Raw genomic sequence first — 13,969 nt, 5'->3', positions numbered from 1 at the left:
GGGTCTTGCATTCGGCGCGCCGCATGGCAAGTCTGCGCCGCATGAAGACGGTATTTCAATCTCCGGTCGATCCGGAATTCGTGCAAAACCCCTACCCGCTCTATGATAAGGCCCGCGCGAGCGGTGATCTGGTCTATTGGGAGGACTATGGGAAAGTTGCGGCTGTATCACACCGGGCGGTCTCGGCCCTTCTGAAAGACCGCCGCTTTGGTCGGGAAGTGCCCGAAGAAATGCGAACCCCAGGTCCGGCGCATCTTGCCCCTTGGCTGGCGGTCGAGGCGCATTCGTTGCTGGAAGCCGAACCGCCAAGACACACACGCTTGCGCGCGTTGGTGATGCGGGCATTCACGTCGCGTGCCATATCGGCGCTGGAACCTTCGATTCACGACCTAACCCATTCTTTGATTGACGCATTTCCCGACCAGCCGTTCGATTTGCTCTCTACCTTTTGCACCCAAATTCCGGTCATCACAATCTGCCGCCTTCTGGGCGTGCCCGAGGATATGTCACCCAGCCTACTCCGCTGGTCACATGATATGGTGGCAATGTATCAAGCCAGCCGTACGCCCGAGACTGAGACCGCTGCCGCAGCCTCATCCCAAGCATTCACCGACTTTCTGATTGACTACATCGAGCAGCGCCGCAGCGATCCGCAGGACGATCTGATCACACGGTTGATCGTGGCCGAGGAAGATGGCGAAAAGCTCTCACGCGAAGAACTGGTCGCCACCTGCATCCTGCTTTTGAATGCCGGGCATGAAGCAACCGTGCATTCACTTGGAAACGGCGTGAAGACCGTTTTGCAAAATGGCATCGGACCGCAATACTTTGCGCCGGACAGCATCGACCGCACGGTAGAAGAGATATTACGCTATGACCCGCCGCTGCACATGTTCACCCGCTATGCTTATGAAAACATCGACGCATTTGGGCACAGTTTCAAACGTGGTGATGAGGTCGCATTACTGCTAGGCGCTGCGAACCGGGATCCAGCAATCTGGAGCGACCCGGGCAGGTTTGATCCCACCCGCGCCATCGTCACGAACACCAGTTTCGGTGGCGGCCTGCACTTTTGCGTTGGTGCCCCGCTGGCACGGATGGAAATGCGCATCGCACTGTCCACGCTTTTTGACAGATATCCGAACCTGCGCCTGAGCGCAGAGCCCGAGTATTCGAACACTTACCATTTCCACGGGCTGACCAAATTGATGGTGCAGATCTAGCTTTCGATCAGCGCTTTCAGAGGCAGCATGGTGGTGGACTTGATCTCTTCCATCGACAGCAAGGCGGTCACGTTGTGAACGCGCACTTCTGAAATCAGCGCCTGATAGAATTCGTCATAGGCACGGGCGTTCTTGACCCGCACTTTCAGGATATAGTCGATGTCTCCGGCCAGCCGATGCGCCTCTTGCACTTCGGGCCTGTCCCGCAGGGCTTTCAGGAATTTATGCTGCCAGTCAGCCTCATGTTCCGACGTTCGGATCAGAACAAAAAACGTGGCTTCAAATCCCAGCGCTTCGGCGTCCAGCAAAACGGTCTGCTGCCCGATCACACCGGCCCCTTTCAGCTTGCGTATCCGATTCCAGACCGGGGTCTTGGAACTGCCGACACGAGCGGCTATTTCGTCCAGCGATTGACTGGCGTCCCGCTGCAGCTCGACCAAAATTTTCCGATCCGTATCATCAATCCGCACCGACATTCCAAATTTCCCTTCGTTTCGAAACCAATGTCCCGTTTTGCCGTGGGCGTGGAACATTTGTCCTTATTTGTTCGCCTATATGGCGCATTGGTGGGAATATTTCCTATATTGCAACACAAGTCAAACCACACTCGGGACACGAAATGCAGCTTACGCAATCATATGATGGCACAGGACATGTCGACTTTGTCGGCGCGGGTCCGGGCGATCCTGAATTGCTGACGCTCAAGGCGCTGAAAGCCTTCGAGCGCGCGGATGTTGTTCTGCATGACCGCCTCATCAGTGATGCGGTCCTGGCATTGGCCGCAAAGACCGCTGTTCTGGTCGATGTTGGCAAGGCCGGTTTCGGCCCGTCTTGGAAACAGGAAGACATTGACGCCCTGCTGGTCGAGCACGCCCTGAAAGGTCAGCGCGTCGTGCGCCTGAAATCCGGCGATCCAACCGTATTTGGCCGTCTTGATGAAGAGATTGAAGCGGTTGAGGCTGCTGGTATCTCGTGGCGGATCGTACCGGGCATCACAGCTGCATCGGCGGCGGTTGCCGGAATTGGTCAAAGCCTGACACGGCGTGGGCGCAATTCTTCGGTCCGTTTTCTGACCGGCCACGACATGAAGGGCTTTGCCGATCACGACTGGACCGCTCTGGCACGCGCTGGCTCGGTTGCAGCGATCTACATGGGCAAAAAGTCCGCTCGTTTCATTCAGGGCCGCCTGATCATGCACGGTGCGGATCGCCAAACACCGGTGACGCTGATCGAAAACGCCACGCGCCCCGATCAGCGCATTCTGGAAACAACGCTGGACCAGTTGCCCACCGATTTGAACGCCGCCGATATGGACGGCCCCACCCTGACCTTTTATGGCCTCGCCCCGCGCCAAGCGACCGCGGCCCTGACCGAATTTAAGAAGGAGCACGCCTGATGGCCCGCGCTTTTACCCCCAAAGTGGTGACCGCCAACGACCTGTTGGAAGGTGACGTCATCTATCTGACCGAAGACGATCGGTGGTCGCGCGAGCTGACCGAGGCGGAGTTGATCACCGACGAAGCCCACGCGCAGGTGCGTCTTCTGGATGCCTCGCGCCAGGCCAACAAAATCGTCGGGGCATATCTGGCCGACGCCATTGCCGGCGAAGATGGCCCCGAGCCCACCCATTTCCGGGAAGACTTCCGCCGCACTGGTCCGTCCAACTATGCCCACGGCAAACAGGAATCCTCCCCGCAGCCCCGGGCCTGACCTCTGGCCCGTCTCTCTCTCCTCTTCTCAAGGCCCCAAGGTTCGGGGCTGCAACTAAGGACAGCTAATCATGTATCGCTACTCCGAGTTCGACACAGCATTTTTGGCAGAACGTAACGCGCAGTTCCGCGCGCAGGTTGAGCGCCGCATTGACGGCTCGCTGACCGAGGATGAATTCAAACCCCTGCGCCTGATGAACGGCCTGTATCTGCAGCTGCACGCATACATGCTGCGTGTCGCCATCCCATATGGCACGTTATCCAGCGCGCAGATGCGTCAACTGGCCCTGCTGGCTGAAAAGTGGGACAAAGGCTACGGCCATTTCACCACCCGTCAGAATATCCAGTACAACTGGCCGAAACTGAACGATGTGCCGGATATGCTGGACGCGCTGGCCGAGGTTGGCATGCACGCCATTCAGACTTCGGGCAATACCATCCGCAACGTGACCGCCGACCATTTCGCCGGTGCTGCGGCGGATGAGGTCGCCGATCCGCGCCCCTATGCCGAACTGCTGCGCCAGTGGTCGACCGACCACCCGGAATTCCAGTTCATGCCGCGCAAGTTCAAGATCGCCATCACCGGTTCGGAAAACGACCGTGCCGTGATCAAGGCGCATGACATCGGCTTGCAACTGGTTGAGCGTGACGGCGTTCTGGGTGCCCGCGTTATCGTGGGTGGTGGCCTGGGCCGTACGCCGATGATCGGTAAAGAACTGTCCGAGTTCGTCGCCTTTGACGACCTGCTCGCGTATCTCGAAGCCACTGTTTCGGTCTGGAACCAGATCGGCCGCCGCGACAACAAGTACAAGGCGCGCATCAAGATCACCGTGCATGAGCATGGCATCGACGCGATCCGCGCCAAGGTGAACGAGCGCTTCCTGAGGGTTCGCCCGCAGTTCAAAGGCGCGGATATGAACCTGTTGGAAGAGATCAAGGGCCACTTTGCGCCGCCAACCTTCCGTGAAGCCTCGGTTGCGTCGTTTGAAAGCGCCTACACCAACGATCCGGTCTTCCGGTCGTGGGTCGACACCAATATCGCGCCGCACAAGAACGCGGATCACGCGATCGTCACGATCTCGATCAAGAAGCACGGTCAGACTCCGGGCGATGCGACTGCTGAGCAAATGCGCGTAATGGCCGATCTGGCTGAAGAGTTCGCTTATGACGAGCTGCGTATCAGCCACGAGCAGAACGTAATCCTGCCGCATGTCCACAAGTCGGACCTGCCAGCGATCCACGCTCGTCTGAAAGAGCACGAGCTGGCCACCGCCAATATCGGCCTGATCAGCGACATCATCGCCTGCCCCGGCATGGATTACTGCGCGCTGGCAACAGCCCGTTCAATCCCGGTTGCACAGGAAATCGCGACCCGTTTCGATGATCTGAAGCTTGAGCATGATATCGGCCACCTGAAGATCAAGATCTCGGGCTGCATCAACGCATGTGGTCACCACCACGTGGGTCACATCGGCATCCTGGGTCTGGATCGCGCTGGCGTCGAGAACTACCAAATCACTCTGGGTGGTGACGCGACCGAAACTGCAGCAGTTGGCGATCGCACCGGACCTGGCTTTGCCTATGATGAGATCGTGCCTGCTGTCGAACGCATCGTCGAAACCTATCTGGAACAGCGCGACGGCGCCGAAGAGACATTCCTTGAAACCTATCGCCGCGTAGGCATGGCACCGTTCAAGGCAGCCCTCTACCCCGAGGCGCGAGCGAATGCCGCTTGACCTGATCCAGACGGAACTGGGGGTTGACCGCGCAGAGCTGACCGAAAAGGTCGAAGCGCTGAACACCCAGTTCCGCCACCACAGTGCCCATGACGTCATGCATGGCGCGCTGGAGGCAATCGAAGAGCTTGCTTTGGTCTCCAGCTTTGGGGCGGAATCGGTGGTGTTGTTGCACATGGCAGCCGTGGTCGACAAAGCCACACCGGTCCTGTTTGTGGACACGCAGATGCTGTTCACCGAAACGCTGGAATATCAGCAAGACGTTTCTGATCGGCTTGGCCTGAAGAACGTTCACATCATCCGCGCAGATGATGAGGATGTTCAGCGCGAAGACCCATACGGCGCCTTGCGCCTGAGCGACACGGATGCCTGCTGCAACCTGCGCAAAACCTTCCCGCTGCAGCGTGCTTTGGCGGGCTATGACGGCTGGATCTCGGGTCGGAAGCGGTTCCAGTCTGGCACACGCGCCGCGCTTGACTTCTTTGAGGTCGAGGACGGCACTGGCCGGATCAAGGTGAACCCACTGGCCCACTGGGCGCCCGAAGACGTGCGCGCCTATATGGATGAAAACAACCTACCCCGGCATCCGCTGGTGGCCAAAGGTTACCCCTCGATCGGTTGTGCGCCTTGCACCTCGCCGGTCAAAGAAGGCGAAGACCCCCGCGCCGGACGCTGGCGCGATCAGAACAAAGAAGAATGCGGCATCCATTTTGTCGACGGCAAGATGGTGCGCGCTGGAGAGAAAACATGAACGTAATCGTTACGGATGAGGGGTTCGCCCCTGACGACTGGACAGATGGCTTTGTCACGCTTGAGGACGCTGCCAATGATGTGGTTGCGCTGGACGTGGCCTCGGGCACTGATCCTGATGAACTGGTTGACCGCCTGGGCAGCGCCCGCATGGTCCGCGTGGACTTCCCGTCTTCGGCGGATGGCCGCGGCTTTACCATCGCGCGCGTGCTGCGCCTGAAAGGTTTCACAGGCCGCCTGCGGGCCAGAGGCCACGTTCTGGCCGACCAGTACGCCATGGCGCGCCGCAGCGGGTTCGATGAGGTCGAAATCGACGACGCACTGGCCAATCGCCAGCCCGAAGATCAGTGGCTGGCCCGCGCCAACTGGAAAGATCATAGCTATCAGGCCCGCCTGCGCGGCTAACCCCGCCAATCGCCAGCTTGTGACTGTAAAGGGGCATTTAGCCCCTTTTCCTGACTTGGATCAAAGATTAAACGGAGATGTCGGTTTACCCAACCGGCAGTGAAACGATGACAGAGATGAAACCCGTGACCGAAGCAACCGCCGTCAAGGCCCCCGTCCTTCCGGACGCCCAGACCGTAACAGACGTCAAACATTGGACCGACAGCCTGTTTTCCTTCAAGGTCTCGCGTCCCGCCTCACTGCGCTTCCGCTCGGGCGAGTTCGTGATGATCGGCCTGCTGGGCGACAACGGCAAGCCGCTGTTGCGCGCGTATTCCATCGCGTCGCCATCCTGGGACGAAGAGCTGGAGTTCTATTCGATCAAGGTGCAGGACGGCCCACTGACATCGAAACTGCAACACATCAAACCGGGTGATCAGATCATCCTGCGGCCCAAGCCTGTTGGCACGCTGGTGCATGACGCGCTGTTGCCCGGCAAACGCCTGTGGTTCTTTGCCACCGGAACAGGTTTTGCGCCCTTCGCGTCCTTGCTGCGCGAGCCGCAGACCTATGAGGATTACGACGAGGTGATCATCACCCACACCTGCCGCGAAGTGGGTGAATTGGAATATGGCCGTCAGCTGATCGAAAGCATCCGCCAGGATGAGATGCTGGCCGAGCTGATGGGCGAAGGCTTTGCCGACAAGATCCGCTATTATCCGACCACCACACGGGAAGAGAGCCCCAAAATGGGCCGCATCACCGAATTGCTGAAAGACGGCACGGTTTTTGCTGATCTGGGCATCGAAGGCGGCATCAAACCGGAAACCGACCGCGCGATGGTCTGCGGGTCTTTGGCCTTCAACTTGGACATCAAAAAGATTCTGGAGGAGTTCGACCTGCGCGAAGGTGCTAATTCCGAACCCAAGGAATTTGTCATCGAAAAAGCCTTTGTTGGTTAACCTGATGCACCTGATCCGGGGCATTTGGCCCCGGACTGGCGAAAAACTCTGACAAACCCCGACTTTTCGGGCTGGCCTGCACTTATGCCGCTTGAATCGGCGTGCAGGCCAGTCTAAATTCCGGCCTTGAATTTCTGCAATCATCAAAGGAATGAACCCATAGCCCGCAGACCTCACAACGCGCCGCCGCAAAGAGACACCGGCCCCCGCGTCAATGATAAGATCCGTGCCCCCGAAATCCGTCTGATTGGCGCTGAAGGTGAAAATGTCGGGGTGGTTCATCCCGCCAAAGCCATGCAGATGGCAGTTGATGCCGGTCTTGATCTGGTCGAAATTTCGCCCAACGCAAACCCGCCGGTCTGCAAAATTATGGACTTCGGTAAGTTCAAATACGAGACGCAGAAACGCGAAGCCGAAGCCCGCAAAAAACAGAAGATCATTGAGATCAAAGAGGTCAAATTCCGACCCAACACTGACACTCATGATTACGACGTGAAAATGCGGAACGTGTTCAAGTTTCTTGAAAACGGGGACAAGGTCAAAGTGACCCTGCGTTTCCGCGGCCGTGAAATGGCACACCAAAATTTGGGTCGTGAGCTTTTGGAACGTGTTGCAGCCGACACCAAAGAGATCGGCAAGGTTGAAAACATGCCGAAGATGGAAGGCCGTCAGATGATCATGCTGATCGGTCCGCTGCCACAGAAATAAACCCCTGTGCATATCGAATTTGAAACCCTGTCAGATCAGCTCTGACAGGGTTTTTGTTGGTTCTATGGTACAGGCCAAGCGGCGCTTCAGCCGGGGATCGAGGTCGAGATCGCCCGACGAAGTTTGCCCACAAGCTCGTCTATCTGCGCGTCTTCTATGATGAACGGCGGAGCCAGCAGGACATGATCCCCAACCCGCCCATCCCGTGTACCGGCCATGGGGTAGCAGATCAGCCCCTCGGCCAAGGCGGCTTTCTTGATTTTGCTCGCAACGCCGTGGGACGGATCAAACGGCGTTTTTGTTTCGCGGTCAGCCACCAACTCCAGCCCTCGAAACAGCCCCCTGCCGCGGATATCCCCGACATTCGGATGCTGTCCGAATTCGGCCCGCAACGCCTCTTGTAGCTTTTCGCCCATCACGCCGGCGCGCGCGGGCAACGCGCGCGCGGTCAGTTCGGTGACAACAGCCAGGGCCGCTGCTGTCGCAACCGGGTGACCGATATAGGTGTGACCATGCTGAAAGAACCCGGACCCGTCACGGATTGCATCATAGATTTTCCCGGTGCACATCATCGCACCAATCGGTTGGTATCCAGCACCCAACCCTTTGGCGATGCACAGAATGTCCGGCGAAATTCCATCATGATCGCAGGCAAACAAATGCCCGGTTCGCCCCATGCCACACATGACTTCATCTAGAATCAACAGAACGCCATATTGGTCACATATCTGGCGAATACGCTGAAAATACCCCTCAACGGCAGGAACCGCACCCAGCGTTGCCCCCACAACGGGTTCTGCCATGAACGCCATAACCGATTCAGGACCCAAGCGCAGGATCTCGACCTCCAACTCATTCGCGACGCGCTGGCCGTAGTCAAAACTGCTCTCAGTATCCGGCTTTTCAGCGTATTCGAAGCAGGGCGCGATATGTGTCATCTCGATCAACATCGGTGCAAATTGCGCGCGTCGCCATTCGTTACCTCCAGCCGACAACGCGCCCAAAGTGTTCCCGTGATAGCTCTGCCGCCGCGCGATCACCCGGCGACGCTCGGGCTGGCCGATTTCAAGAAAGTACTGCCGCGCGAGTTTCATCGCCGCCTCGGTCGCCTCGGACCCGCCTGAGACGAAATACACACGGTCCAGACCATCAGGAGCATGTTCCACCAACAGATCGGCCAGTGCTTCGGCAGGTTCGGATGTCATGAAACCGGTATGTGCAAAAGCGATCTGTTCGACCTGCCGCTGCACGGCTTCGATAACCGCCGGGTTCGAATGCCCGAGGCACGACACCGCAGCGTCACCACAATCCAGATAACGTTGCCCCTGATCGTCGATCAGGTAACACCCGTTGCCACCAACGGCGACTGGCAAGTTCGATTTGGTATGACGAGGAAAAACGTGGCTCATTGCTGAGGTCCTTTCAAAACCGCGACCAGCGCCGAAACCGACGCTGCGTTGTTCGCCCAGGCACTTCCGTCCTGGTCGGTCAAACTGTTTTCAAATCCAACCCGCACATCCCCGCCACGGTCCGCAGCCGTTTTTAGGCAAGTATGTTCCTGCTTTCCGAATGCACAGACCATCCAACTGGAGCGGGTTTGCGGAAAGTGATCAAGGTCTTCTGGTGCGGATTCCTGCCCCGAGGTGTAACGCCCCAGAACCAACAGCCGCTCAGTTTGCCCATCGCGGACGATACCGCGGGCTTGCCAGTCAGCCAGCAGAGCTGCGTCTTCATCGTTATAGAGTATATGCTGAACACGCGTTCCCTGCTCGGCACACAGGCCGTAAACCTTACCCACGAGGTCCGGCGCGCGCGCGACTTCCCGAACTGAGATCGAAGCCCATTTTGGCTTTACGTGCTGCAAACAGTGCAATTGGGCCGGGACATCAAAGATACCCGCCGCCTCGGTCGTGATCTGAACATCCATCTCTGGCACGGCACGTCGCAACTCTGCCATCGTCTCAAGATAACGCCCGGCATCCAGAGAATGCTGCCCCTGTTCATCGCGCACATGCAGGTGGATTCCATATGCACCGGCCCGAAAACAGCTTTGTGCAGTCGATACGATCTCCTGCACCGACACCGGAAGCTGAACGTGATCCGCATGCCCCCTCCGGGCACCGTTCGGCGCCACCAGAACATAGGGCGTATGCGATTGCGGCAGTGTTTTGGACATAAGAGCACCCTTTTCAACTTTTAACCCAGTTAAGGACCTTAGGCGCGTTTTCAATTTACATCTTTCAGAACATTTGTTTTCTTTCGCGGATGACCAAGTCTTTGAGCCAGCTTACCGAAGCTCTGCGACAGCAGATCGACCAGTTGCCACCCGGATTGCAGATGGCGGCAAAATACATCCTCGACCATCCCGGAGATTTTGGGCTGGACTCAATTCGAGAAACCGCAGCAAAGATCGGCGTCAGCTCGAACGTTCTGGTCCGGCTGGCGGATCGGATGGGATATGACCGCTTCGACGGCCTGCGCGCTCCGTTCCGCGATGCGTTGGTCACAGATGGTGAGGATCATCTGAGCCAAAGTTGGCTTGCCGACATGCAAGACGGTGACGCATTCAGTGCCGCTCAGGCAAAATTTGCCCAGAATGCGCAGAACGTCGTTATGCGATCCCTGAGGTTAATGAACCCTGAACGCGTCAAGCGCGCCGTTGAAATTATGACGTCTGCTGACAGGTGCTTTGTCACCGCCACCCGCGCCAGCTATGCCTTGTCTTACTATTTTTCATATGCCGGACGCATGGCACACCCCGGCCTGCAACTTATTCCTCGCCATACGGGGTCCGCGGCAGATGATCTGTTAGACGCACGCCCCAACGATTGCCTGATTGCAATCACCGTCCATCCCTATTCCGCCGACACCATCCAATCAATGCGATTGGCGCGACGCATGAACTTGCCGCTCATCCTGATTGCCGACAGCGAAGTGATCGCACCCGGGATCGAGCCGGACGTGGTTTTCCCCGTCAGCACGCGATCTCTGCACCACTTCTCGAACTATGCCGGGGCCATGGTGGTTCTGGAATGCCTACTGGGTCACCTGTTTCAGGCGGGCGGAGACGTCGCGCGCGATCGCGTGGACAATTACCAACAGTCCCGAGAAGACACAGGCGCATACTGGCAACCATCCCAGCCGCCCAGAATAAGGCGGACATAAAAAAGCCCCGGCCATAAGGTCCGGGGCTTTTTTGATAGTTTTGAGCTTACATGCAGGCTTCAATGGCCCGCTTGGTCATGACACTGACCAGATGCGCGCGGTACGCCTTGCTGCCGTGCAAGTCGGCAATCATATTCGCGGGATTGATGCTCAGCCCGGTCAAGGCATCCTGCCGAAACTCCTTGTTCAGGGCTTCCTCTGCCTCGGACCAGCGGAACACACCATCCTCACTGGCCCCTGTTACCGCAACGCGAACACCGTCGGCGAAACGTGCCAAATACACTCCGACCAGCGCAAAGCGCGATGCGGGTTGCAGGAACTTCTGATAGCTGGCCGCTTGTGGCACCGGGAAATTGACCGTGGTGATGATCTCACCTTCTTCCAGGGCTGTACTGAACAAACCCTCGAAGAAATCATCCGCTGCGATTTGGCGCGTATTGGTGATGATCGTCGCACCTGATCCCAAAGCGCCCGCAGGATAGCAAGCGGCCGGATCATTGTTGGCCAGTGAGCCACCGATTGTTCCCCGATTGCGCACCGCAGGATCGCCAATTTGCCCGGCCAGTGCGGCCAGTGCCGGATAGCTGCCGGCGGCCTCTGACGCCACCGTCGCGTGGGTCGTCGCGCCACCAATGGCCACCGATCCGTCATCCTCGATACAGACGCCCTGTATGTCGGGAATCCCACCAAGCGATACCAGTGTTGACGGTGCTGCCAATCGCTGTTTCAGCGTTGGGATCAGCGTCTGGCCACCCCCCAACGCCTGTGCATCCTCGCCTCCCAACGCCGAAACGGCGTCAGCAACGGTCGAGGGCTTTTCAAACTCGAAATTGTACATTTCGCTTTTCCTTTCCGAAAGGCGCGGATCCGCCCTTCATCTGGCTGTAAATATCCCGGGGGTCTGGGGGCAGAGCCCCCAGCCTACCCGACCAATCAGCTGTTCATCGCCGCCCAGACACGGGACGGGCTCACCGGCATATCGATGTGATCGACTGCTTTTCCGCCCGAGTTCAGCGCATCCAACACCGCATTGACCACCGCCGGCGGCGAGCCAATTGCACCGGCTTCACCGCAGCCCTTCACACCCAATGGGTTATGCGTACAGGGCGTCTGGCTGGAATGATCCACACCATAGAATGGCACGTCATCCGCTCGCGGCATCGCGTAATCCATGAAGGACGCGCTCAGCAACTGACCGTTCTCGTCGTAGGCACAATTCTCAAGCAAAGCCTGGCCGATGCCCTGACCAATGCCGCCATGGACCTGACCGTCGACAATCATCGGATTGACGATGTTGCCAAAGTCATCTGCAGCGTTGAAAGCCTCGACGGTCACCTGACCGGTCTCGGGGTCAACCTCGACCTCGCACGCATATGCACCGGCCGGGTAAGTGAAGTTGGCCGGGTCGTAAAACGCGGTCTCCTCCAACCCGGGTTCGACTTCCAGCGGATAGTTGTGCGGTACATAGGCCGTCAGGGTTACATCGCCCCAGGCTACCGACTTGTCGGTGCCCGCGACGCTAAACTGACCGTCTTTCAGTTCAATATCCGCCTCGGACGCCTCCAGCAGGTGTGCTGCGATCTTCTTGGCTTTCTCGATCACCTTCTCGGTCGCTTTGACCATGGCCGAACCACAAACGGCCAGCGAACGCGAGCCATAGGTCCCCATGCCAAACGGGATCTTCGAGGTATCGCCATGCACGATCTCGACCATTGACTCATCAATGCCGATCATGTCGGCCACAACCTGCGGGAAGGCTGTCTCGTGCCCCTGCCCGTGGCTGTGTGCGCCCACCATGACGCTGATCGAGCCGGTGGCGTTCACCCGAACAGTTGCGGCATCATACAGACCCGCGCGGGCCCCCAGCATGCCGACGATGTTTGAGGGCGCGATACCGCAGGCCTCGATATAGCAGTTGATGCCCAGACCACGCAGTTTGCCGTTGGCTTCGCTTTCGGCCCGACGCGCGGCAAATCCCGCCAGATCGGCAGCGACCTCAAGCTTGTCCATCGTCCCGTTGTAATCCCCGGTGTCATAGGTCAGTGCGACCGGAGTGTCATAGGGGAACTGCGTGATAAAGTTTTGACGGCGCAGGGCAATCGGATCAACACCCAACTCGCGTGCGGCTTTGTCAACGACACGCTCCAGTTGGTAGGTCGCCTCAGGGCGTCCAGCGCCGCGATAGGCGTCCACCGGCACCGTGTTGGTAAACATCGCCTTCACGTTCACCTGAATGACCGGCGTCTTGTAGTTGCCAGCCATCAGAGTGCCGTGCAGCCAGGTCGGAACCGAGCTGGAGAAAGTCGACAGATACGCACCCAGATTGGCATAGGTGTTCGTGCGCAGACCGATAAAGTTGTTGTCTGCGTCCAGTGCCAATTCGATCTTGCTGACATGGTCGCGACCATGGGCATCCGACATGAACGCCTCGGACCGGCTGGATGTCCACTTGACCGGACGGTTGCAGGCCTTGGCGGCAAAGGTGCAGAACGCTTCTTCTGCATAGTGGAAGATCTTGGTGCCAAAGCCGCCGCCCACATCCGGCGCCACGACGCGCACTTTATGCTCGGGCAGGCCCAGAACAAAGGCGCACATCAGCAGACGGATCACATGCGGGTTCTGCGAAGTGGTAAAGAGCGTGTAATCGCCCGTGCCAGGCTTGTACTCACCCACCGCCACACGCGGTTCCATCGGGTTTGCGACCAGGCGGTTGTTGACCAGATCCAACGTCGTTACGTGGGCTGCATTGGCAAAGACCTCATCGACCTTGGCGTCGTCCGTCTCACCCAATTGCCAGTCATAGCAGATGTTGTTCTTCAGATCGTCATGAACCAGCGTCGACCCATCCTGAGCAGCAGCTTTCATGTTCATGACAGCCGGCAGTTCTTCGATATCCAGATCGATCGCCTCGGCCGCATCACGGGCCTGCTCCAGACTGTCGGCCACAACGGCCGCAATCGGGTCGCCCACATGGCGCACCTTACCTTGTGCCAAAATGGGGTGCGGCGGCTCCTGCATCGGCGCGCCGTGCTTGTCGGTCACTTCCCAACCGCAGGGCATCCCGCCCACGCCTTCGAAATCTTTGCCGGTGAAAACCTTGACCACTCCCGGCATAGCTTCGGCGGCTGAGGTGTCGATACTCTTGATGCGGCCATGCGCAATGTCGGACCGCAGGAAATGCACATAAGCCTGGCCATGTACGTTGATGTCGTCGGTATAATTTCCCGCTCCGGTCAGAAAGCGTACGTCTTCGCGTCGCTTGGAACTGGCTCCGATGCCACTGTCTTTGGGCATTGCTTGTTCTCCTCCCATAAACGGATGCGTGTGCACCC

General features: G+C 58.2%; 14 protein-coding genes. 9 read left to right on the top strand and 5 right to left on the bottom strand.

Going from position 1 to position 13,969, the window contains the following annotated elements:
- Window positions 1-41 precede the first annotated feature (41 nt).
- Window positions 42-1,223: a cytochrome P450 gene (locus tag AC2FIS_RS02260; RefSeq protein WP_496771811.1), complete on the top strand. Its 1,182-nt coding sequence runs from the start codon at window positions 42-44 to the stop codon at window positions 1,221-1,223.
- Here the strand turns inward: AC2FIS_RS02260 and AC2FIS_RS02255 are convergent.
- The gene (locus AC2FIS_RS02255; protein ID WP_058271489.1) at window positions 1,220-1,699 is read right to left on the bottom strand and encodes an Lrp/AsnC family transcriptional regulator; all 480 of its coding nucleotides are present in this window, start codon (window positions 1,697-1,699) and stop codon (window positions 1,220-1,222) included. The genes AC2FIS_RS02260 and AC2FIS_RS02255 overlap by 4 nt on opposite strands.
- A gap of 143 nt (window positions 1,700-1,842) precedes the next feature.
- Between AC2FIS_RS02255 and cobA the strand changes: the two genes are divergently transcribed.
- The 7 genes from cobA (at window position 1,843) to infC (ending at window position 7,472) form a co-directional block, all read left to right on the top strand.
- Window positions 1,843-2,619 carry a uroporphyrinogen-III C-methyltransferase gene (cobA, locus tag AC2FIS_RS02250; protein WP_496704288.1) on the top strand — a complete coding sequence of 259 codons (777 nt, stop codon included), beginning with the start codon at window positions 1,843-1,845 and terminating at the stop codon, window positions 2,617-2,619.
- Window positions 2,619-2,933 (top strand): DUF2849 domain-containing protein, encoded by a 315-nt coding sequence (locus AC2FIS_RS02245; protein WP_496704289.1) that lies wholly within the window; start codon window positions 2,619-2,621, stop codon window positions 2,931-2,933. Before cobA ends, AC2FIS_RS02245 begins: the two co-directional genes overlap by 1 nt.
- Before the next feature lie 70 nt (window positions 2,934-3,003).
- On the top strand, window positions 3,004-4,668 hold the full coding sequence (locus AC2FIS_RS02240) for a nitrite/sulfite reductase (RefSeq protein ID WP_496771810.1): 1,665 nt from the start codon (window positions 3,004-3,006) through the stop codon (window positions 4,666-4,668).
- On the top strand, window positions 4,658-5,419 hold the full coding sequence (locus AC2FIS_RS02235; RefSeq protein WP_282168401.1) for a phosphoadenylyl-sulfate reductase: 762 nt from the start codon (window positions 4,658-4,660) through the stop codon (window positions 5,417-5,419). Before AC2FIS_RS02240 ends, AC2FIS_RS02235 begins: the two co-directional genes overlap by 11 nt.
- The gene (locus tag AC2FIS_RS02230) at window positions 5,416-5,823 is read left to right on the top strand and encodes a DUF934 domain-containing protein (protein ID WP_496720239.1); all 408 of its coding nucleotides are present in this window, start codon (window positions 5,416-5,418) and stop codon (window positions 5,821-5,823) included. Before AC2FIS_RS02235 ends, AC2FIS_RS02230 begins: the two co-directional genes overlap by 4 nt.
- Before the next feature lie 107 nt (window positions 5,824-5,930).
- Entirely contained in the window at window positions 5,931-6,764 is an 834-nt protein-coding gene (locus AC2FIS_RS02225; RefSeq protein ID WP_113789088.1) for a ferredoxin--NADP reductase, read from the top strand.
- Window positions 6,765-6,890: 126 nt separating this feature from the next.
- Window positions 6,891-7,472, top strand: a complete 582-nt coding sequence (gene infC / locus AC2FIS_RS02220) for a translation initiation factor IF-3 (protein ID WP_199520007.1) — start codon at window positions 6,891-6,893, stop codon at window positions 7,470-7,472.
- A gap of 86 nt (window positions 7,473-7,558) precedes the next feature.
- Here infC and AC2FIS_RS02215 read toward each other — a convergent pair whose 3' ends face one another.
- On the bottom strand, window positions 7,559-8,881 hold the full coding sequence (locus tag AC2FIS_RS02215; protein WP_496771809.1) for an aspartate aminotransferase family protein: 1,323 nt from the start codon (window positions 8,879-8,881) through the stop codon (window positions 7,559-7,561).
- Window positions 8,878-9,648, bottom strand: a complete 771-nt coding sequence (locus tag AC2FIS_RS02210; protein ID WP_496771808.1) for a beta-keto acid cleavage family enzyme — start codon at window positions 9,646-9,648, stop codon at window positions 8,878-8,880. Before AC2FIS_RS02210 ends, AC2FIS_RS02215 begins: the two co-directional genes overlap by 4 nt.
- 89 nt (window positions 9,649-9,737) lie before the next feature.
- Here AC2FIS_RS02210 and AC2FIS_RS02205 point away from each other — a divergent pair, with 89 nt between their 5' ends.
- Window positions 9,738-10,637, top strand: a complete 900-nt coding sequence (locus tag AC2FIS_RS02205; RefSeq protein WP_496771807.1) for a MurR/RpiR family transcriptional regulator — start codon at window positions 9,738-9,740, stop codon at window positions 10,635-10,637.
- A gap of 46 nt (window positions 10,638-10,683) precedes the next feature.
- Here AC2FIS_RS02205 and AC2FIS_RS02200 read toward each other — a convergent pair whose 3' ends face one another.
- Window positions 10,684-11,475 carry an FAD binding domain-containing protein gene (locus AC2FIS_RS02200; protein ID WP_496720229.1) on the bottom strand — a complete coding sequence of 264 codons (792 nt, stop codon included), beginning with the start codon at window positions 11,473-11,475 and terminating at the stop codon, window positions 10,684-10,686.
- Window positions 11,476-11,570: 95 nt separating this feature from the next.
- Window positions 11,571-13,931 (bottom strand): xanthine dehydrogenase family protein molybdopterin-binding subunit, encoded by a 2,361-nt coding sequence (locus AC2FIS_RS02195; protein ID WP_496753868.1) that lies wholly within the window; start codon window positions 13,929-13,931, stop codon window positions 11,571-11,573.
- Window positions 13,932-13,969 lie beyond the last annotated feature (38 nt).

Source organism: Ruegeria sp. CDSB113, from assembly GCF_059611045.1.
Note: the sequence above shows the minus strand (reverse complement) of the source record. Positions and strands in the feature narration are given on the sequence as shown.